Below are 19,420 nucleotides of genomic sequence, written 5' to 3'. Positions count from 1 at the left end.
AGACCGTGCTCGCCGGGTAACCGAACAACGTAGTCGACCGCTAGTGAAGGAGCCTGATCCATGGGTGCCGACGACAAGATCAGCAACAAGGCTGAGGAGCTCAAGGGCCGCGCCAAGGAAGCTGTCGGCGACGCCACGGACAACGAGCAGTGGCAGGCCGAGGGCCGCGCGGAGCAGGCCAAGGGCGCTCTGAAGCAGGCCGGCGAGAAGGTCAAGGATGCCTTCCGCTCGGACAAGTAGCCAGGACACCGGCGCCGCCCAGTTCGTCCCCGAGGGGAAGGACTGGGCGGCGTTGCGTTCGGCGGCCGCCGGGTGCCGCGGCTGCGATCTGTACCGCGACGCCTCACAGACCGTGTTCGGCGAGGGGCCGGTGCCCGCGAAGCTGATGATGGTGGGGGAGTGCCCCGGTGACCGCGAGGACACCGAGGGCCACGTGTTCGTCGGGCCCGCCGGGCGGTTGCTGGACAAGGCGCTGGACGCCGCCGGCATCGACCGGGCGAAGACGTACCTGACGAACGCGGTGAAGCACTTCAGGTTCGTCGAGCGGGGCAAGCGCCGGATCCACCAGACGCCCCGGCGTGGCGAGGTCGTGGCGTGCTTCCCGTGGTTGCGCGAGGAGATCCGGGTGGTGGAGCCCCGGCTCGTCGTCGTGCTGGGCGCCGTGGCGGCCAAGGCCGTGCTCGGGCCGTCGTTCAAGCTGACCGAGCACCGGGGTGAGGTGCTGGAGCACGACGGGCTGCGGGTCGGGGTGACGGTGCACCCGTCCTCGGTGGTGCGGGCGGAGGACTTCCGCGAGTCGTTCGACGCGTTCGTGGCGGACCTCGTGGCCGTCCAGAAGGCGGTTGCGCAGGCCTGACAGGGCCCGGAAACGGGACAACCCCCGGACGACTCCTGCGCGAGCAGGCCGAGCGGGACCAGCGCTCGAAGTCCGGGGGTCGGGTGGCTGCCTGGGTTTACGACTAGGCGTCACCAAAGGCGGTCCTAGCGGACAGCCACCTCACGAGTCCTGTAGCTATACAACTTCGGACCACCTCCTCTCTTGTGTACTTCGAACCTATGTCGTGATCGCGGGGCCGTGCAACGGACTTTTCTCACGTCACCCCGAGCGTCTGGTTCGCGTAGAATCCGCAGGCATGGTGCGCATCCCCCTGACGTCACTGGAACGGGATCGCGGCAGGCGGCTCGGTCAGTTGCTGCGGGACGCCCGCGGTGACGAGAGCATGGTCGAGATCGCGGCCCGCGCGGGCCTGTCCGCCGAGACCGTGCGCAAGATCGAGACCGGACGCGCACCCACGCCGTCGTTCTTCACCATCGCCGCGCTCGCCGGCGCCCTCGGGATCTCGCTCGATTCCATCAACGAACTGCTGAGCCCGCAGAGCCGCTCGGCCTAGTTCGCCGGTGTGGGTGGTTTACCCGCTGGTGTTCTTGACCTCCACTTCTCGCCTGTGTTCGGTTGGAGCTGCGAAATCCGCTCTTATCGATGCAGGGGGAAGCCGTGAAATTCATTTCAGGGTTGATCACCGCATTCTTCGCGCTCGTCCTCGTGGGTGCTCCTGCGGCGTCCGCGGCGCCGGAAGCGCAGATCAGCAGGGGTGAGCTGCTCCAAAGGGCTGCGACGTGGCTGACCGCGAACGGCGGTGCGCAGGTGCCGTACAGCATGACGGAGTACTGGGCGGACGGGTACCGGCAGGACTGTTCGGGTTTCGTCTCGATGGCCGCCCTGCTGGACAATGCGAATCCCCAGGGCGGTCCGAACACCGTTGTTCTCGCCACCGACGAATACACCACGCCGATCGAGGTCGCCGATCTGCGGCCGGGTGATCTCCTCATCGACCCGGTCGACGAACCCGGCGACGACTTCCGGCACGTCGTGATCTTCGAGAAGTGGACTGCGGACGACAGGTCGCAGTACCTGGCCTACGAACAGCGCGGCGGCCACGGCACCGACCACCGCGCGCTCACGTACGGCCTGACGGACACGAAGTACAAGGCCTACCGGCTGAAGAACATCACCGACTGATCTTCTCCCCGTTGCGGCGGACCGCTGACCTGATGAGCGCCACCGCCGCGATGGCGGCGACGAGCACGCCCGTGGACAGGATCTGGACGCGGGCCTGCTCGTCACTGAGCATCAGCACGATGACCGTGACGATCGCCGCCAGCGCCAGCCAGGACAGGTACGGGTAGCCCCACATGGGAACGGCCGGGTTCGGGGTGTCGCGGCGCAGCCGGATCTGCGAGACGGCGATGAACGCCCAGACGACGAGCAGGGCCGAGCCCACGGCGTTGAGCAGCAGCAGGAACACCGTGTCCGGCCACAGGTAGTTGAGCAGCACGGAGAAGAATCCGAACGCGACCGACGCGAGCACGGCGTTGCGCGGAACCCCGTTCTTCTTGTTCAGCAAGGCTTTCGGCGCCTCACCGCGCTCGGCGAGCGAGCTGAGCATGCGCGCGGCGCCGTAGAGGGTGGCGTTGATGGCGCTCAGCAGCGCCACGAAGATGACGACGTTCATGATCTGCCCGGCCGCGGGGATGCCGAGCCGGTTGAGCACGGCGACGTACGGGCTCGCGCCGACCTCGGAGTCGTTCCACGGCAGCAGGGTCACCACCACCGCCATCGAGCCGAGGTAGAAGACCAGCAGCCGCGTCATGGACGTCCGCACGGCCTTCTTGACGGCCTGCTTCGGGTCTTCGGCGTCCGCGGCGGCGATCGTGACGACCTCCAGCCCGCCGAACGCGAACACGGTGACCATGAAACCGGCCACCACGCCGCCCCACCCGTTGGGCAGGAAGTCCTCCAGGTTCTCGGTGCCGGGGGAGTCGAACCCGATGCCCGCTATGGCCGCGAGGCCGAGCAGCAGGAAGAGCACGATCGCGGCGACCTTGAGCCCCGCGAACCAGAACTCGAACTCGCCGAAGCTGCGCACGTTCACGAGGTTCACCGCGGTCAGCGCCGACATGAAGATGAGCACCCACGTCCACTGCGGCACCGCGGGGACCCAGCCTGACGCGATCTTCGCCGCCCCGGTCGCCTCGACGGCGAGCACGACACCCACCGCGGCCCAGTAGGTCCAGCCGACCGTGAACCCGGCCCACGGCCCGATCGCCTTCTCCGCGTGCACCGAGAACGCGCCGCCACTCGGGTGCTCGGCCGCCATCTCGCCGAGCATGCGCAGGACGAGGAGCGCCAGGAGCCCGGCGAACGCGAAGGAGATCAGGACCGCCGGCCCGGCGAGCGCGATGCCCGCCCCGGTCCCGACGAACAGACCGGCTCCGATCACGCCACCCAGCGCGATCATGGTGACATGCCGTTCCCGCAGGTGACTCACGTGCTCCAGCCCCGTTCGAGTGTGACGATGGCGCGCCGATAGTGAGTTTTGTGGTGGTGGGTAGTCAAATCGTGTGATCGGAGTTACATCGCACCGAGATGAGTGAGGGTGAGATCGATGAGCTCGCCTGAGGGAGTACTGCCGTCCGAGGCCCTGTCGTCGGAGGTCCTGCCGCGGCTTGAGACGTTTTCTGGTGCTTTGGAGCGGTATGCGGAGTGGGGGTGGTTGGTGTTGCGGTCGGAGAACCGGTTGCTGCTGACCACCGATGCCGTGGTGTCCGCTGTGGAGATGCCGGCCGGGGTCGGGGCTGAGGTGCAGCAGTACCTGTCCGTGCGGCTGCTTGGTGGGCCTGTGGTGGTGTTGCCTGCCGCTGGGCGTGCGGAGAGGTGGTTGCTTCTCACCGAGTCCGCGGATTCCGCCTCTCAGGTGAACCTGATTCGGTTGCGGGCTCGGGGAGCCCTTACTCATCGGTTGGGGACGTTGGTGCCTTTGCCGCCCTCCCGGATTGATGGGGGTGGGGTGCGGTGGTTGGGGGATGGGCCTGGGGCTGGGGCTGGTGGGAGGCCTGGGCTGCCGCCGTTTTCTGCTGTGGTGGCGGCTTTGAGGGCGGTTACGGAGACTGCTGGGTTGCGGTGAGGGGGTGGCCGCTTCTGCGGGCGGCCTGGTCGCCTTGCGTGCTTCCCCTGGGGCTCTGCCCCAGACCCCGGCAATCTGATCAGGGGGTAGCGCCGATAGCGGGTTGATGGCACGCCTGCTGCGTAGAGCGGCTGCCTGTTTCGTAGTGTGGTTGCGGTGGCGGTACCTCTTTGCTGAGGACGGCTCGCCTGCGGCGTCGCGGCTGTCGCCAACCCCCTCCTGTCCCGCCCGCCCCCTCAGCCCTCGGTCGGTGGGTGCACGTTCGCCCGGAAGCGGTTCAGCGTGTTGCCGCGTGCCGCGAAGTTGACCACCACGTAGGTGCCGTTGCGGCCCTGGGCCAGGCCCACGCCCACCCGATCGGACGACTTCCACACCATCGCGGTGAAGTGCAGGAGTGAGAGGTCGAGGTTCGACTGCGTCATCTCCTCGGAGTAGTCGTAGCGGCGGGATTCGCGGTACCAGTCTTCGAGGGCGTCGGCTGCCGCTGAATCGATTGATCGGTTGTGGCCGGTCTCGTAGAGGTTCTCGCCGTAGGGGTTGTGAGGTCGGTGTTCGAATCGGTTTGTGGACTGGAGGTGGTCCGCCCATTCTTGCGCCGTTCTTGACACTTCGGAATCGAGTGAGAGGGGTGGCGCGCCGTGCATTGCGCGGAGAGCGTTGATGGTGTGCACCGTGGTGGCTACTGGATCGGTGCTGGTGGGAGGTGTGGGGAGGAGCAGGGCTGTGGCTGTCACGATTGCGATGAGCATGGTGTCCCTGCGACTCCTTTGGGTTAGCGTTGACTACCCCGGTTGCGGCGTAAATTCACTCCACAGGACGCGGCTGAGGCTCTACTGTTTGTTGGTCGACTAGTGCTGGAAGGAGCTTCGCATGGATGGCTACGACATTCTCGCCGACGAGGACGGGCACGTTCGCGGGTACGACTAGAGATCACTCGACGTGGTCGTGTGTTCACCGTGATGAATGCGGTCGCGTCGAATGGGTGATTCACGCCTGAGAGATCCGTCCTACCCGTGGTCGGCGGGCAGGGTCTTCGTCAGGTTCCGGTCTTGCTGCCGGGAGTCAGACCGACATCCGAGGTTTGGCCGTGCTTCCACGCACTACGAGTGTCGTCGGGAGTTCCCGGTGCTCGGCGGGTCCTCCGTCGAGGAGAGTGGCGAGCAGGTCAACGGCGACCTCGCCCGCGGTTTCCGTCGGCATGTGGACCGTCGTCAGCGGCGGGGAGCACATGGTGGCGTAGAGGATGTCGTCGAAGCCCGTCACGCTGATCTCGTCCGGCACCTTGATGCCGCGTTCCGCGAGGTGGGCGAGTGCGCCCAGGGCGATGAGGTCGTTGTAGGCGATGAACGCCGTCGCGCCCGTTTTGAGCGCCTGTTCCGCTGCCCGGTAGCCGCCGTCGAAGTTCGGGTCGAACGAGCCGAGCAGGTGCGCTCGGCCTGCCAGGCCCTGGATCCTGCGGTTGTTCGACCACGCCGCCGCCGGGCCGCCGAGGTAGACGTGGTGCTTGTGGCCCAACGCTTCCAGGTGCGTGACGACCTGGTCCATGCCCGAGGCGCTGTCCATCAGGACCGACGAGACGCCCGGCACGATGCGGTTGATGAGCACCAGCGGGGTGAGTGCCGCCAGTTCGGCGATGGTGTCGTCGGAGAGCAGTGAGGCGCACAGGACCACGCCGTCTACCTGCGCCGACATCGTGCGCACCAGCTGCGCCTCGGTGTCGGGGTCTTCCCTGCTGTCGGTGAAGAACACCGAGGTGCCCGCCTCGCCCGCCCTCGTCTGCACTCCCCGCAGGACCGACGGGAAGAATGGGTTGAGCAGGTCGGGCACCACGATGCCGAGGTTGCCGGTGCGGCCGGTGATCAGGCTGCGCGCCGCGCGGTTCGGCTGGTAGCCGAGGCCGGCGACGACCTCCAGGACGCGTTGGCGGGTGGCCTCCTTCACCAGGCCCGGTGCGCTGAGCGCGCGCGACACCGTCGAGACGGAGACCTGAGCCTGGCGAGCGACATCCCTGATCGTGACGGCCACGTGCAGATCATCGCAGTCAAGGTCAAGTGCGCCTCGCGCGTCGGAGGAGCGCGGGGGTCACAGCTCCAGGCCGGTCAGGACGAGCACGCGCGGTTCGGTCATGTCCTCCATGGCCGCGCGCAGGCCCTCGCGGCCGGTGCCGGACTCCTTCACGCCGCCGTACGGCATCTGGTCCGCGCGGTAGCTCGGCACGTCGCCGACGATCACGCCGCCGACCTGGAGTCGTTGCGCGGCGCGGAAAGCGAGTCGCACGTCCGTGGTGAACACGCCCGCCTGCAGGCCGTAGCGGGACGCGTTCACGCGGTCGAACGCCTCCTCGACGCTGTCGACGCGGGTGAGCGTCACGACCGGGCCGAAGACCTCCTCGGCGTTGACCTTCGAGTCCTCCGGCACGTCCGTCAGCACGGTCGGCGCGTAGGTGCGGCCGTTGCGGGTCCCGCCGGTGAGGACCGTGGCCGACGCCTCGCGCACCCACTCCTCGACGCGGTCCGCGGCGGCGTCGTTGATCAACGGGCCGACGTCGCCCGCCACGTCGAGCTTGGCTACGTGCCGCACCACGGCCTCCGAGACCGCGTCGTACAGGTCGGTGTGCACGAAGACGCGCTGCACCGAGATGCACGACTGGCCCGCCTGGTACATCGCGAACGTGGCGATGCGCTGTGCCGCGAACTCGACGTCCTGCCAGTCCGGCGCGACGATCGCGGCCGCGTTGCCGCCGAGTTCGAGCGTCACGTGCTTGCGCGGCACGCGGTCCTTGATGCCCCAGCCGACCGGGCCGGAGCCGGTGAACGACACCACGGGCAGGCGCGGGTCCTCGACCAGCGCGGCGGTGTCCTCATTGGACAGGTGCAGGACCGCGAACGCGCCGTCCGGCAGGTCCGTCTCGGCGAGCAGGTCGGCGAGCAGAAATGCGACCTTCGGCGTGGCGGGCGCGGGCTTCAGCACGATGGGGGCGCCGACGGCGATGGCCGGCGCCACCTTGTGCGCCACCAGGTTCAGCGGGAAGTTGAACGGTGCGATGCCCAGCACCGGGCCGCGCGGCACCCGGCGGACCAGCGCGAGGCGACCCTCGGCGGACGGGTCGGTGTCGAGGCGCTGCAACTCGCCGGAGAACCGGCGCGCCTCCTCGGCCGCCCAGCGGAACGTGGAGATCGCGCGGGTCACCTCGACCCGCGCCCACTTCAGCGGCTTGCCCGAGTCGTCGTTGATGGCCTGCGCGAACTCCTCGGCGCGCTCGGCCAGCCGGCGCGAGACGTGGTCCAGAGCGGACGCGCGGCGGTGCGCGGGCAGCGCGGCGAGTTCGGGAGCGACGGCGGAAGCCTTCGCGACGGCGTTCTCGACGTCGGTGGCGGTGTGGAAGTCGATCATGCGAGCAGGGCTCCTTCGAGCACGTCGAGACCTTCGGCGAGCAGGTCGTCCGGGATGACCAACGGTGGCAGCAAGCGGATCACGTTGCCGTAGGTGCCGCACGTCAGCACGACGACACCCTGTTCGTGGCACGCCTTCGCGACGCGTGCGGCGATGTCGGGCGTGCGTTCGGTGAACTCGATGGCGAGCATCGCGCCGCGGCCGCGGATGTCCGCGATGACGTCGGTCTTCTCCGCGATCGCCCGGAGCCTGCCGAGCACCGTCTCCTCGATGCGGCGGGCGGCCGCGTTGAGGTCGCGCTCGCGCATCGTGCGGATGGCGCCCAGAGCGGCGGCGCAGGCCACCGGGTTGCCGCCGTAAGTGCCGCCGAGGCCGCCGACGTGCACGGCGTCCATGATCTCGGCGCGACCGGTCACGGCGGCGAGCGGCAGGCCGCCCGCGATGCCCTTGGCCGTGGTGATCAGGTCCGGCACCACGCCCTCGTGGTCGAGCGCGAACCACGAGCCGGTGCGGCAGAAGCCCGTCTGGATCTCGTCGGCGACGAACAGCACGCCGCGGTCACGGCACCACTGCGCGATCGCCGGCAGGAAGCCCTCGGCGGGCTCGACGAACCCGCCCTCGCCCTGGATCGGCTCGATCACGAGGGCGGCGGTGTTGTCCGCGCCGACCTGCTTCTCGATCGCCGCGATCGCCCTGGCCGCGGCTTCGGCACCGGTCAGGCCGTCGTGCAGCGGGTAGGACCCCGGCACGCGGTAGACCTCGGGCGCGAACGGTCCGAACCGGTGCTTGTACGGCATGTTCTTGGCCGTCAACGCCATCGTGAGGTTGGTGCGGCCGTGGTAGCCGTGGTCGAACACCACGACGGCCTGCCTGCCGGTGACGTGGCGGGCGATCTTGACCGCGTTCTCGACGGCCTCCGCGCCGGAGTTGAACAGCACCGACCGCTTCTCGTGCTCGCCCGGCGTGAGCTCGTTCAACGCCTCGCAGACCTCGAGGTAGCTCTCGTACGGCGTGATCATGAAACAGGTGTGGCTGAACCTGTCGATCTGCGCGTGCACCGCCTCGGCGACGGCGGGCGCGGGGTTGCCCGCGTTCGTCACCGCGATGCCGGAGCCGAGGTCGATGAGCTGGTTGCCGTCGACGTCGACGAGCAGGCCGTCGTCGGCGGACTCGATGTAGACGGGCAGCGTCGAGCCGACTCCGGTGGCGACGGCGCCCTTGCGCCGCGCCTGGAGTTCCAGCGACTTGGGACCGGGGATCGCGGTGCGCAGTCGGGTCATGTGCTCAGCATGGCCCTGGTCAACGCGGCGCGCAGTGGCTGAAATGGCGATCTTCGCGGTCGAGGTTGTACAAACTGGCACATGCCCATCGCGCTGCGGGACCTGGCCCGGACGCTGCGGCTCCCGGTGCTGGCCGGGGACGTGTCGAGACCCGTCGGCTGGGTGCACGGCACCGAGCTCGCGGACCCCACGCCGTTCCTGGAGGGCGGCGAGCTGCTCCTGACGACGGGACTGGCCGTGGTCGGCGCCGAGTACGTCGAACGGCTCGTGCGCGCGGGCGTGGTCGGGCTCGGCTTCGGCACGGGACTGGGCCACGACGTCGTGCCGCCCGAGCTGGTGGAAGCGGCCGCCGGGGCTGGGCTGGGCCTGGTCGAGGTGCCGCGCGAGGTGCCGTTCATCGCCATCAGCAAGGCGGTGTCGAAGGCCCTCGCCGCGGACGAGTACGCGGCACTGACTCGGATGAGCGAGGCGCAACGGGCGTTGAGCCGGGCGGCCGTGCGGGGTGGTGTGGCCGGTGTGGTGCGGCGGCTCGGGCAGTGGGTCGACGGCTGGGTCGTGCTGCTCGACGCGGCGGGGGAGCCCGTCCACGCGCACAACCCGCGCCTCGTCCCCGACCTGACCGGCGAGCTCGCCCGGCTGAGGACCGCGGGCGGACTCGCCAGCGCCGCGTTCGAGCTCGACGGCGTGCACGTGTTCCTGCAGGTGCTCGGCAGCCGTGCCCGGGGTGTGCTGGCGGTCGGTGCCGCGAACCCGGATCCGGGCATCGTGAACACCGCGGCCTCGCTGCTCACCCTCGCCCTGGCGCAGAACGACGCCGTCGACGCGGCGCACCGCGAGCTGCGCGCGGGCCAGTTCCGGTTGCTGCTGAACGGGATCCCGGTCGACGGCCTGCCCGAGCGCTTCCGCGTCTTCCTCACCGACGAGCCGCCCGCAGACGGGTTCTGGGCCGAGCACGAGGGCCGGATCGTCGTGCTGGCACAGCACTTCGACGGCTTCGCATCGTCCGAAGTGGACGTCACCGGCGTCGCGCGGGGCTACCGCGAGGCCCGCCAGGCACGTCAAGCGGGGGTGCGCCGGTTCGAGGACCTCGCGGGCAGCCTCGAGGTCCCGGAAGGGTTCGCGGACGCGTTGCTCAGGCCGCTCGACCCCGAGACCCGCGAGACGCTGCGGGTCTGGCTGACCCACCACGGCGCCTGGGACCCGGCGGCCGCACAGCTCGGCGTGCACCGCCACACCCTGAGGAACCGGGTGCGGAAGGCCGAGCAGGCACTGGGACGCTCGCTCGACTCACCGGGCCTGCGCGCGGAGCTGTGGCTAGCCCTGCACCGCGAAGGCCAGTGAGGCGGTGTAGCCGGACTGGGCGTTGCCCGACATCGTGGCCATCTGCTCGTCCACGCCGTCGCGGAACACCATGTCCTGCTCCAGCGAGGTCCGCGACATGTTCCGGACGCTCTGCGTGTAGCCGGTCGTGCCGTAGACCTCCTTGCACGTCGTCTCGGGCAACGCGAGCTGCGAGGTCGTGATCTTGTTGCCCGCCTTGGTCGCCTCGGCGAGGCTCGGGTAGACCTCGAAGTGGATGTGCGGCCAGCGCCCCGAGTAAGCGCCGGGGAACACGCTGACGAACTTCAGCCTGCCGGAGGAGTCGGCCTCCTGGACGCCGCGCAGGAAGTTCTCGTCCTTCACGCGGTCCGAGTACATCGAGTAGTCGCCGTTGATGTCGCAGTGCCACAGGTACACCGCGGCGCCGGTGAACGCGCTGCCGTCCTCCTTCTTGACCGTCAGGTCGATGGTCAACTGCACGCCCTCGGCCGTGCGGGTCGAGGACCCGAAGCTGGAGCGGATGTCCGAACGCACGATGCCGCTCTGCGTCAGCGCGTTCGGTCCGTTGGAACCGTCGCCGGGGTAGGGCCCGGCGGTCTCCTCGGGGATCGCCTCCAGCGGCGAGCCGTCGGCGGTCGTGGTGGTCGTGGACGAGCCGGTGGTGGTGGTCGACGTCGCGGTGGTGGTCGACGGGGCGCAGGCCACGAGCGTGAGGCCTGCGCCGCCGAGCAGCGACAACGCCCGCCTGCGCCCGATGAGCGTGGCGAGGTCGAACTGGAGGCCGCGGTCGTGGTTGTCGGTCATGCGACTCAGAGTGCGGCTGCTTCCTGTGAGTCGCCTGTGGAGAACCTGTTGTGTAGCTAGTGGTGCGTCGCAGGAGGTCGGCGAGGTGATGCGGGCCCAGCAGGGCGCCACGATCCACCCGTCTGACCGCGAAATCCCCCGGCCACCTTCTGCGCCACACCACTAGCCGAAGTCGGGGAGCGTCATCGCGGAGTGTTCGGGCCGCGCCTCGGCGGGCACCGTCTCGCGCGCACGCAGGGCGGCGTTGCGCGCGGCCAGGGCTTCGGCCGTACCGGGGAACAGTTCCGCGTCGCCGACGTCGACCAGGTTCTGGTTCGCCTCGACGAACGGCCGGAGCAGCCGCTCGTACTCCGCGAAGTCGTCCATGGTGCCCGCCAGGACGTAGGCACCGACCAGCGCGAGGCTGGAGCCCTGCCCGGTCAGGAACGACGGCGCGTGCGCGGCGTCCCCGGTCAGCACGACGCGGCCGGACGACCAGCGCGGCATGCGGATCTGGCTGACCGTGTCGAAGAACAGGTCGTCCGCCTCCCGCATGGCCTTCACCATCCCGGGCACCTCCCAGCCGTCACCGGCGAACACCGACGCCACGAGGTCGCGCTGGGCCTGAGGGTCCCGGAACGCGCCGAACGGGGCCTCGTCTCGCGTGAAGCTCAGGAAGCCGTGGACGGTCTTCTCCGCCCCCACCGCGTACAGCGCCGCGGCGCGGCCGGGTTCGTTCCACAGCAACGCCTCGTGCTCCAGGCCGAGGTGGTTCGGCAGCGTGAAGCCCGCGAAGCAGTAGCCGAGGTAGCGGTGGAACCGCTCCTCCGGCCCGAACGTCAGCTCGCGCACGGCCGAGTGCAGCCCGTCCGCGCCGACCACGTGGTCGTAGGTGCGCCGCAGGCCGCTGCGCAACGTCACCTCGACACCGCCGGCGTGCTCCTCCAGCGCGATGATGCTGTCGCCGAAGAGGAACTCCACGTCGTCGCGCACGACCTCGTAGAGGATCTCGGCCAGGTCACCGCGCCGGATTTCGAGGTCACCTCCGGTGTCGCCGATGAGCGACTCGGGCCGGATCGACGCGACCCGGCCGCCCTCGGCGTCCACGAACGTGAACCGGCGGGTGTCGACGTGGGCCTCGCGCAGGCGGGGGAGCAGGCCCATCCGCTCGACGACGGTCACCGCGGTGCCGCGGATGTCGATCGGGTACCCGCCGCCGCGCAGGGCGTGCGACTTCTCGACCACGGTGACGTCGTGGCCGCGCCGCCGCAGCCAGAACGCGAGCGCGGGGCCGGCGATGCTGGCCCCGGAGATCAGGATCGAACCCATCGTCCCTCCAGATAACTAACTTAGGTATCCTTTTTCGCGGCGCGATGATCGCTACCGTGAACGCGAACAGGGCAAGCGTATACCTAAGTTAGGTAAGTAAGGTGTGAGATGAGCGCGCTGGACCCCGCGGCGATGCTGCCGCAACTGATGCGACTGGGCACCGTGCTCAACCGGAGCCGGCTGGTCGAGCGGGCGGTGGAGCACGTCGGCGTGCAGATCGACCGGCCTGGCCTCACCGTGCTCGTCACGCTGCGCATGGCCGGTCAGCCACTGCGGGTGGGGGAGATCGCCGCGCGGATGCAGGTCGTCGGTCCGCACGTCACAAGGCACCTGCACGAACTGGAGCGGGCCAGCCTGGTCCGCCGCGTGGTCGACCCGGACGACCAGCGCGCGCGTCTGGTCGAACTGACGGACCAGGGCTCCGGGGTGGCGGGGCGCTACCTGGAGGCGATCTTCGGCTGGTTCGGTGACGCGATCGCCGACTGGTCGGAGGAGGACAGGGCGACGTTCGGCCGGCTGCTCAGCCGTTTCGTGGACGACCTGCAGGAGCACCTCGTCGGGGAGTGAGGCCGCCCCGTTTCCGGCCCCGCGCCACCCCGTGCCGGAAGTCGGCATACTGGCCTGCGTGCTCGGATTGCGTCCGGCTGAACACAAGGTCTACGAGGCGCTGGTGAGCTCCTACCAGCTCGGTGTCACCGAGCTCTGCCTCGCGACAGATCTGGCGGACCGGACCGTCCGCGCCGCGCTGAGGTCGTTGACGGACCTCGGGTTCGTCCACGAGGTTGACGGGCTGTACATCGCGGTGGCTCCGGACGTCGCGCTGGCCGTGCACTTCCTGCGCAGGGAGGACGACCTGCGCCGCGACCGGGTGCTGGCCGGGGAGCTGCAGGCCCGGTACGAACGCGCGGCCGGGGTGCGCGCGCCCGCCGATCTCGTCGAGGTCGTGCACGGCGCCGAGGCGATCTCGCGGCGCGTCGACCAGGTCATGCGCACCGCCCGGCACGAGGTCCGCTTCGTCGACAAGCCGCCCTACGCCAAGGCTCCCACGTCGTTGCACCCGGTGGAGGAGGAGCTGCTGAACCGCGGCGTGCGGTTCCGCGGGATCTACGAGCGCCGGGCGCTCGAGCTGCACGACCTGCGCGCCGACCTGGAGATGGGGCTGTCGCTGGGGGAGGAGGCGCGGGTCGTCGCCGTCGCGCCGACGAAGATGATCCTGGCGGACGGTCATCTGGGGCTCATCCCGCTGCACAGCACCGAGACGACGCTGGAGAGCGCGGTGATCGTGTACCGGTCGGCGTTGCTCGACTCGCTCGGAGCACTGTTCGCCACGCTGTGGGAGGACGCGGTGCCGCTGTCCCTGCCGGGCCGGCCCGCGAGCAGCGAGGTGTTGATCGAGGACGCGCGGCTGCTCGCGTTGCTGGCCACCGGGCTGCCGGACCGGAGCATCGCCAAGCAGCTCGGGCTGAGCTATCGGACGTTCCAGCGCCGCCTGCAGCGGCTGATGGAGGAGTTGGGCGCGCAGACCCGTTTCCAGGCGGGTCTGCGCGCCGCGGCTCGAGGTGCCGGTTCCCTGCTACCACCGACTCAGCCGCCGGAGTGAGTCCGGAACGCCTTCTGGACGGTCTGCGTGACGGTGTTCCCGGCGCCGTCCCTGGCCTCGGTGCGCAACCACACGTCACCGCTGGGCTTGTCGATCGTGGCCTGCCACCGGTCTCCGCTCGGCTGGACCGCCGCCTGGTGCCAGGTCGCACCGTCCGCCGACCACTGCACCTTCACCACGGTCACGGGTGCGCTGTTCGTGGCGTGCACGTGCCAGACGAACGGTTCGCCCGCCGGTGCCGAGTTCGTGAGGTCGAGTGGCAGGTCGTGGCGGAGGCGGATCAGCGGCTGGAACTGGCAACTGGTCGCCTGCGCGTGGCAGGAGTAGCCGCGTGGTGCCGGGTTGAGCGAACGGTAGGACTGGAACGTCCACGTGGTGTCCGTTCGCGGTGCCGAGGTGAACAGGACCGGGTTGACGGCGCCCGCGACGGCTCCCGGTGCGTGGGTCTCGACCGCCTCGAGCCGGTAGGTGGCCTTTTCCGGGAGCATCGTGAACGTGGGGTAGAACGCCAGTGGTTCCTGGTCGGCGGGGATCTCCTCGGTTCCCCGGAAGAGACGGACCTTGGTCGTGGTGAAGTACTTGCTGTTCTGGTAGGGGTTCGTGTAATGGCCGGGCGTGTCGTCCGTCCACTGCAGCGCCGGGACGAACGTGTCGCCCGCACGGCAGTGGGAGCAGAGCTGCCGCCACGCGGTGCCGGAGGCCGGGTAGCGGGCCGGGTGGTCGGACTGCAGGTCGATCACCGTGCTGTGCATCGGCCCGGCGAACCAGCGTTCGACCCCTGGTGGCTGGCCGGTGCGGAACACGTTCTCCTGGAACATGGTCATGGCCGCCCGCTGGCCCTGGGCGTCGGTGCCGCTCAGCGTCACCGAACGCTTCCAGACGATGCGGTCGTCGCCGGGGCCGATGTACTCGGTCCACGCGGCCGGTGGGGTGAACGAGGTACCGCGCATGATCATCGACTGCCAGAGACCGGTGGGGAACGGGTACCACGACTTCTGCGCGGTCAACCCGGGCTTCTCGGCGTGGTAGGCGGTCCTGCGCTGCACGAGCGCGGCCGGGTCGACGACCCGGCGGTGGTCCGCGGGGATGCCGTTCGCGTCCAGGTAGCTGAGGTTGAACACCGCTTCCGGACTCCGTGCGACGCTCAGCCGCACCGCCTTCTGACCCACCAGGAACTCGCCCTCGGCGTTGCTGATGCTCAACGACGGCAGCGCGACGCTCGACAGCCCGGTGAGCGCGAGGGCGCCTGGGGAGTCCACATAGGACAGAACCGCCTTCTTCCCCTGCTGTGCCGCGGCCGACGCGGCGGCGTTCGCGGCCTTGACCATCGCGGCCGGGGTGTCCGGCTTGATCTTCACCAGGGCCGCGTCGCCCCCGATCGCGAGGTCGCGGTCACCGGACCACTTCGCGGTCAGCACGCCCACGTCGCCGTCGGTCCTGAGCGTCCGGCCGCCGGACGTCGCCGTGACGGTGGCCGTCTGCAGCGTCACGTTGTCCTGCAACGAGATCGCACCTCGCTTCGAGGCGGCGGCGGGTGTGGCGCGCACCTCCCACGGAGCCGAACCGAGTGCGGCGGTCATCTCGGTGATCAAAGGCGCTCTCCCGCCCTCGGCGGGCAGCACGCGGCGCATCGCGACGGTGCGGTCCCGCTGTTCGGCCGGGCCGGGAGGCACGACCTCGATCGGCACGGTCCTCTGCGCGTCGAGCGAGACCTCCGCGGCGCCGGTGACGGTCAGCTCCGGTGCGGCGAGCGCGGACCAGCGGCGGGTGCCCGCGCTGTTCTCCGTCGCCCAGCTCAGCGCGGAGTACCTGCCGGTCGGCACGTTCGCGATGCCTTCGCCGTCGACGACGTCGAACACATAGCTGACGGTGTCGTCGAACGGGTCGTTGACGTCGTCGCCGCCGTTGGAGTCGTCGATCAGCTGGCCGAAAGCGGGGGCCGGTGGCCTGCCGGCGGCGTCGCGGACGTGCACCGACACCGGGAACGTCCGAGGCGCCTCGTACACGGCGACGGGGGTGCGGAGGGACACCCCCTGACCGGTGGCGACGACGACGCCGCCGTACACGCCCGCGGGGCCGACCTCGGGGTCGAGGGTGAGCACCGCCGTGGCCTTGGAGCGAGCAGCGACGGTCAGTTTGCCCGTGCTGAGCTGGAACCCCGTCGTGGACTTCCCGTCCCAGCCCCTCACCGTCGCGGCGAGGTCGAGGGTCAGCGCCGCGTCGGAGTCGTTGACGTACTCGAGTTCTCGGGTGAGGACCCCTCGCGGGCCGCGTTCGTAGCGCCCGAAGTTCGCCGCCGCGGTGCCGGTGGCCTTCTGGGTGATCGCCCGTGTCACGTCGAGCCGGCCGGCGCCCTGCTCGTACCAGGGCATGCCGACGTCGGTCGCGCTGGTGACGAGCGCGTTCTTCAGCGTTTCGCCGTTCCACTCCGGGTGCTGCTGCGCCAGCAGCGCGGCGGCGCCGGCGACGTGCGGCGTGGCCATCGACGTGCCTGACGCGGCGGTGTAGCGGTCGTTGACAGGGGCACCCATGCCGGTCTCGGCGGCGCGGGCCGCGACGACGCCGACGCCGGGAGCGTTGATCTCGGGCTTCGCGTGGGCGTCGCCGATGCGCGGGCCGGTGCTGCTGAACGGAGCCGGCCTGTCCTGCCGGTCGACCGCACCGACGGTGAGCGCGGAGGTCGCCGCGCCGGGCGAGGTCACCGAGCGGCCGGCCGGGCCGTTGTTGCCCGCCGCCACCACGAACAGCGCGCCGGTGTCGGCGGAGAGCTGGTCCACCAGCGCGCTCAGCTCGTCGGTGCCGTCCGTGACGGCACCGCCGAGGCTGAGGTTGATGATCTTGGCTCCGGACCGCGCCGCCCACTCGATCCCGGCCATCACCTGCGACGTGTCCGCCTCTCCCGCCGCGTTGAACACCTTGGCCACGATGATGTCCGCGGCGGGAGCGACGCCCTGGTACCGGCCCGCCGAGGCCTGCCCGGTGCCCGCGATGATCGACGCGACGTGCGTGCCGTGGCCGTGCCGGTCCACCACGTCGGGTTCGTCGGAGAAGTTCTCCGCCGCGGTGATCTTCCCGGCGACGTCGGGATGTCCCGCGTCGATGCCGGTGTCGACGACGGCGACGCTGACGCCCCTGCCGTTCAGGCCCGCCTGCCAGGCGGAGGGAGCACCGACCTGTTTCGTGGTCTGGTCGAGCGCGAGACGGATCGGGCGGTCGTAGCGCACCCGCACACCGGACTTCGCGCTCGTGTCCAGTGACCGCCAGAACTCCCGCGCCCTGGTCTTCTCCACGTGGACGCCGGAAGCGTTGATGCTGCTGATCCTGGTGTGCGCGCCGGCGAGGACACCGCCGGTGACGAGAACGGGGACGGTGGTGGCCCGTTCGTCGGACTGGCCGGTGCGGACCAGATCCGTGACGTTGAAGAGGGAGCGTTCGACGGTGCCCGAGGTGATGGCGCCGATCGCGTCGGACGGGTAGACGTGCAGACCTTTGTCCGTCGTCATCGTGTGGAAGATCGGAGGTTCGCCTTCCCTTGGCGCAGCCTGGATCTGGACGACCTCGCGACCGTCCGAGCGTTCGGTGTAGTCGACGACGTCGCCGGTGATGAGCGTGATCCGATGTGACGTCTCGGACGTCCGCGGCGGGGCCGACGTCGCCGGGGCGGCGGACGCCGGTGGCGCGGCCACTGCGGCCGCTGTGATGGCAAGTGCCAGAACCTGTCGAATCACGGCGCCTCCTCGGTGATCAGTCACAGCAGGATGAGGGGCCGCAAATCGTTGGGAAACAGGAAAAAGCGGCGGCTGGTCGCCGTTGGCGACTTCGCGCCACAAGAGAGAAGTGCCCGGGCCGTCGAGGAACAACGACCCGGGCACGTCCTGTGCACCCGCTTGGAAGATCAGATCTTGTCGATCAGAAGGTGCGCTCCTGCAACGAGAAGTCGCGCTGGTTGTTGTTCGTGTCCTGGTTCAGCAGGTTCCGCGTGTTGGAACCGTTGAGCTGCGCCGTGCGCTGGTTCTCGGGCTGCGCGTGCACGCCCTCCTTGGCGGCGGACACCGCCGACGAGAACGCGACACCGTCGACCTTGAAGGCGTTCGGCGCGGCGCTGCCGAACACCGCGACACCACCGTGGACCGGGATGCCCTCCTCACCGAGGAAGCGCACGGGCAGGACGTTCGGGCTGGTCACGGTGCCGGAGAACTCGGCACCGGTCAGCACGAGCGTGCTGCCGACGTTGCCGCTCGGCGCCAGCACGACCGACTCACCGGTCACGTCGACCAGCGGAATCGTCTGGATGACCTCGTTGCGCTGGTTGTAGATCCGGATGACCCAGTTGTTCAGGTCAAGCTGCTGCGACGAGGTGTTGATGATCTCGATGGCCTCGTCGAGCGGCCCGTTGGGGCCCATCGCGGAGACCTCGTTGATCAGCGCTACCGGAAGCTGCATGACCTCGGGAGCCTCCGGCTCCTCGGCGGCGCTCGCCAGACCCGTGAGCGCGATGGTGCCCGCGATCGCGAGTGCGGTGGCGCCACTCAGCAGTCGACGCATTGTCCTGTCCCTTCGAGAAATGTTTCGGACTTTCTCATAAACGGCTGACTGGCTTGTCGGGATGGCCTGTCGTGCCGCTGGAACTGACTCTGCTCTCGACTGTTCGGGTCCGAAAGGGGCCATTTCATTCAGGTTACGGGTTGTTTTCGCCGGGAGACGGAATCTGGCAGGTGAAGTCGGTCGAGTTGTGATTCGTGTCGCGGGAAGCCGTATCACGGCCGAGCGAGGAATCGGCGCACGGTGCCGCGGGATCGTCTTCGCGGCACGGCGAGTGCGAGCTCAGGCCGATGCTGTCGATGTGCGCGCCTGTCCGGTTTCTGGCTATGACGCCTGTTCCGTGGACGGCGTCCACCAGGAGTCCGGGCGGCATGGTTCCGCTGAACCCGGATCCGACAATCACAAAGTATTCGCCCGCTGGTAGGGCGGTGTTGGGTGGGATGGCGGCGAGGATTCGCATGATGCCGTCCTCGCATGTCTCGATCGTCCATCCTCCGATGTCTGCCGCGGCGCTGCCGGTGTTGCGCAGCTCGACGAATCCGGCGGCCCCGAGTGCTATCTCGTTCACCTTGATCGGGGAGACCCCCGGGCCACCACCGACCGTGCCGACGGCGAACAGCAGTGTTGCGAGGGTGTTTCCGAGGGGTGTCACAAGACGCAGTCTGGCCCCGTGTGCACTGTGGCACACGGGGCCAAAGGTCCTCGCAACCAGGGCCTTGCGGAGAAAGTGGCCCCCTTTCCTCCGCTGCCGGGGGCCACCTCCCCGCGGGCGGGCAGTCCTCTGCCGGCTGCCCGCGCTCCGCTAGCGGGACGGGTCTTCGGTCCTGGCTCTGCGAGTTTCCCGTTCGATCAACGCCGCACGGTCGACCGCTGCGTGTGGTACGTCGAGAGCGGCGCTGAGGAAGGTGCGCCAGTAGGGGCCAGGAATGCGTTTACCGCGTTCCCATCGCGACACTTCCTCACGGGTCACGCTGTCATTGTGTGAGATCTCGCACAAGAGGTCCGCGAGTTCGCGCTGGGTCAGGCCTCGCTCCCGCCTGGCCTGCGGAATCAACGAGGTAATGGGCGGCACGTCCTGGTGCTCGTGGGCGGGTTGGGCTGCCTTGAGCACGGTTCTGCTCCGTTTCGGTGGGGTGCTGGGTGTGTCCACCACCATGCCGCAGAGTGCGGATCTCCGATCCGTGCATTGCGGTGATACCGGTGGTCGT

General features: G+C 69.4%; 18 protein-coding genes. 7 read left to right on the top strand and 11 right to left on the bottom strand.

Going from position 1 to position 19,420, the window contains the following annotated elements; genetic code table 11:
* Positions 1 to 60: 60 nt before the first annotated feature.
* The 4 genes from BMY74_RS16540 (at position 61) to BMY74_RS16525 (ending at position 2,020) form a co-directional block, all read left to right on the top strand.
* Positions 61 to 240 (top strand): CsbD family protein, encoded by a 180-nt coding sequence (locus tag BMY74_RS16540; protein ID WP_089916734.1) that lies wholly within the window; start codon positions 61 to 63, stop codon positions 238 to 240.
* Entirely contained in the window at positions 218 to 856 is a 639-nt protein-coding gene (locus BMY74_RS16535) for a UdgX family uracil-DNA binding protein (RefSeq protein ID WP_089916730.1), read from the top strand. The genes BMY74_RS16540 and BMY74_RS16535 overlap by 23 nt, the downstream gene beginning before the upstream one ends.
* Positions 857 to 1,133: 277 nt before the next feature.
* On the top strand, positions 1,134 to 1,391 hold the full coding sequence (locus BMY74_RS16530) for a helix-turn-helix domain-containing protein (protein WP_089916728.1): 258 nt from the start codon (positions 1,134 to 1,136) through the stop codon (positions 1,389 to 1,391).
* A gap of 122 nt (positions 1,392 to 1,513) precedes the next feature.
* Positions 1,514 to 2,020, top strand: coding sequence for an NlpC/P60 family protein (locus BMY74_RS16525; RefSeq protein ID WP_089916726.1), 507 nt, complete (start codon positions 1,514 to 1,516; stop codon positions 2,018 to 2,020).
* Here the strand turns inward: BMY74_RS16525 and BMY74_RS16520 are convergent.
* The 5 genes from BMY74_RS16520 to gabT all read right to left on the bottom strand — a co-directional run bounded on the left by BMY74_RS16520 (position 2,010) and on the right by gabT (position 8,638).
* Positions 2,010 to 3,299, bottom strand: coding sequence for an amino acid permease (locus tag BMY74_RS16520; RefSeq protein ID WP_089916723.1), 1,290 nt, complete (start codon positions 3,297 to 3,299; stop codon positions 2,010 to 2,012). The genes BMY74_RS16525 and BMY74_RS16520 overlap by 11 nt on opposite strands.
* Before the next feature lie 902 nt (positions 3,300 to 4,201).
* Entirely contained in the window at positions 4,202 to 4,714 is a 513-nt protein-coding gene (locus BMY74_RS16510; protein ID WP_089916718.1) for a CAP family protein, read from the bottom strand.
* A 313-nt stretch (positions 4,715 to 5,027) separates the two neighbouring features.
* Positions 5,028 to 5,990 carry a LacI family DNA-binding transcriptional regulator gene (locus BMY74_RS16505; RefSeq protein ID WP_089916716.1) on the bottom strand — a complete coding sequence of 321 codons (963 nt, stop codon included), beginning with the start codon at positions 5,988 to 5,990 and terminating at the stop codon, positions 5,028 to 5,030.
* 57 nt (positions 5,991 to 6,047) lie between these two features.
* Positions 6,048 to 7,460, bottom strand: coding sequence for an aldehyde dehydrogenase family protein (locus BMY74_RS16500; RefSeq protein WP_425434836.1), 1,413 nt, complete (start codon positions 7,458 to 7,460; stop codon positions 6,048 to 6,050).
* Positions 7,355 to 8,638, bottom strand: coding sequence for a 4-aminobutyrate--2-oxoglutarate transaminase (gene gabT, locus BMY74_RS16495; RefSeq protein WP_089916711.1), 1,284 nt, complete (start codon positions 8,636 to 8,638; stop codon positions 7,355 to 7,357). The genes BMY74_RS16500 and gabT overlap by 106 nt, the downstream gene beginning before the upstream one ends.
* Before the next feature lie 81 nt (positions 8,639 to 8,719).
* Here gabT and BMY74_RS16490 point away from each other — a divergent pair, with 81 nt between their 5' ends.
* Positions 8,720 to 9,979, top strand: coding sequence for a PucR family transcriptional regulator (locus BMY74_RS16490; RefSeq protein ID WP_089916706.1), 1,260 nt, complete (start codon positions 8,720 to 8,722; stop codon positions 9,977 to 9,979).
* Here the strand turns inward: BMY74_RS16490 and BMY74_RS16485 are convergent.
* Complete coding sequence (locus BMY74_RS16485; RefSeq protein ID WP_089916704.1) at positions 9,953 to 10,762, bottom strand: dioxygenase family protein; 810 nt, start codon at positions 10,760 to 10,762, stop codon at positions 9,953 to 9,955. The genes BMY74_RS16490 and BMY74_RS16485 overlap by 27 nt on opposite strands.
* Positions 10,763 to 10,924: 162 nt before the next feature.
* A complete protein-coding gene (locus BMY74_RS16480; protein ID WP_089916702.1) occupies positions 10,925 to 12,070 on the bottom strand; it encodes an FAD-dependent monooxygenase in 1,146 nt (381 codons plus the stop codon).
* A 108-nt stretch (positions 12,071 to 12,178) separates the two neighbouring features.
* Here BMY74_RS16480 and BMY74_RS16475 point away from each other — a divergent pair, with 108 nt between their 5' ends.
* Complete coding sequence (locus BMY74_RS16475; RefSeq protein WP_218159645.1) at positions 12,179 to 12,637, top strand: MarR family winged helix-turn-helix transcriptional regulator; 459 nt, start codon at positions 12,179 to 12,181, stop codon at positions 12,635 to 12,637.
* A gap of 58 nt (positions 12,638 to 12,695) precedes the next feature.
* Complete coding sequence (locus tag BMY74_RS16470) at positions 12,696 to 13,670, top strand: helix-turn-helix domain-containing protein (protein WP_245786162.1); 975 nt, start codon at positions 12,696 to 12,698, stop codon at positions 13,668 to 13,670.
* Here the strand turns inward: BMY74_RS16470 and BMY74_RS16465 are convergent.
* From BMY74_RS16465 to BMY74_RS16450, 4 genes are all read right to left on the bottom strand, one after another.
* On the bottom strand, positions 13,655 to 17,398 hold the full coding sequence (locus tag BMY74_RS16465) for a S8 family peptidase (RefSeq protein WP_245786161.1): 3,744 nt from the start codon (positions 17,396 to 17,398) through the stop codon (positions 13,655 to 13,657). The two genes, BMY74_RS16470 and BMY74_RS16465, sit on opposite strands and share 16 nt — an antisense overlap.
* A 181-nt stretch (positions 17,399 to 17,579) precedes the next feature.
* Positions 17,580 to 18,215 (bottom strand): lamin tail domain-containing protein, encoded by a 636-nt coding sequence (locus BMY74_RS16460; protein WP_089916696.1) that lies wholly within the window; start codon positions 18,213 to 18,215, stop codon positions 17,580 to 17,582.
* 133 nt (positions 18,216 to 18,348) lie between these two features.
* Positions 18,349 to 18,864: a lamin tail domain-containing protein gene (locus BMY74_RS16455; protein WP_177229773.1), complete on the bottom strand. Its 516-nt coding sequence runs from the start codon at positions 18,862 to 18,864 to the stop codon at positions 18,349 to 18,351.
* A gap of 150 nt (positions 18,865 to 19,014) precedes the next feature.
* The gene (locus BMY74_RS16450) at positions 19,015 to 19,323 is read right to left on the bottom strand and encodes a helix-turn-helix transcriptional regulator (protein WP_245786160.1); all 309 of its coding nucleotides are present in this window, start codon (positions 19,321 to 19,323) and stop codon (positions 19,015 to 19,017) included.
* Positions 19,324 to 19,420: the final 97 nt, after the last annotated feature.

Origin of the sequence: Lentzea albida, from assembly GCF_900111005.1 — a bacterium.
Lineage (GTDB): Bacteria > Actinomycetota > Actinomycetes > Mycobacteriales > Pseudonocardiaceae > Lentzea > Lentzea albida.
The sequence above is the reverse complement of the archived record's forward strand: the minus strand, read 5'-3'. Positions and strand labels throughout refer to the sequence as shown.

Coding starts and splice junctions, on each gene's coding strand:
- BMY74_RS16540 (WP_089916734.1), top strand. CDS start 61: ATGGGTGCCGACGACAAGATCAGCAACAAGGCTGAGGAGCTCAAGGGC.
- BMY74_RS16535 (WP_089916730.1), top strand. CDS start 218: ATGCCTTCCGCTCGGACAAGTAGCCAGGACACCGGCGCCGCCCAGTTC.
- BMY74_RS16530 (WP_089916728.1), top strand. CDS start 1,134: ATGGTGCGCATCCCCCTGACGTCACTGGAACGGGATCGCGGCAGGCGG.
- BMY74_RS16520 (WP_089916723.1), bottom strand. CDS start 3,299: ATGATCGCGCTGGGTGGCGTGATCGGAGCCGGTCTGTTCGTCGGGACC.
- BMY74_RS16510 (WP_089916718.1), bottom strand. CDS start 4,714: ATGCTCATCGCAATCGTGACAGCCACAGCCCTGCTCCTCCCCACACCT.
- gabT (WP_089916711.1), bottom strand. CDS start 8,638: ATGACCCGACTGCGCACCGCGATCCCCGGTCCCAAGTCGCTGGAACTC.
- BMY74_RS16490 (WP_089916706.1), top strand. CDS start 8,720: ATGCCCATCGCGCTGCGGGACCTGGCCCGGACGCTGCGGCTCCCGGTG.
- BMY74_RS16485 (WP_089916704.1), bottom strand. CDS start 10,762: ATGACCGACAACCACGACCGCGGCCTCCAGTTCGACCTCGCCACGCTC.
- BMY74_RS16480 (WP_089916702.1), bottom strand. CDS start 12,070: ATGGGTTCGATCCTGATCTCCGGGGCCAGCATCGCCGGCCCCGCGCTC.
- BMY74_RS16475 (WP_218159645.1), top strand. CDS start 12,179: ATGAGCGCGCTGGACCCCGCGGCGATGCTGCCGCAACTGATGCGACTG.
- BMY74_RS16460 (WP_089916696.1), bottom strand. CDS start 18,215: ATGCGTCGACTGCTGAGTGGCGCCACCGCACTCGCGATCGCGGGCACC.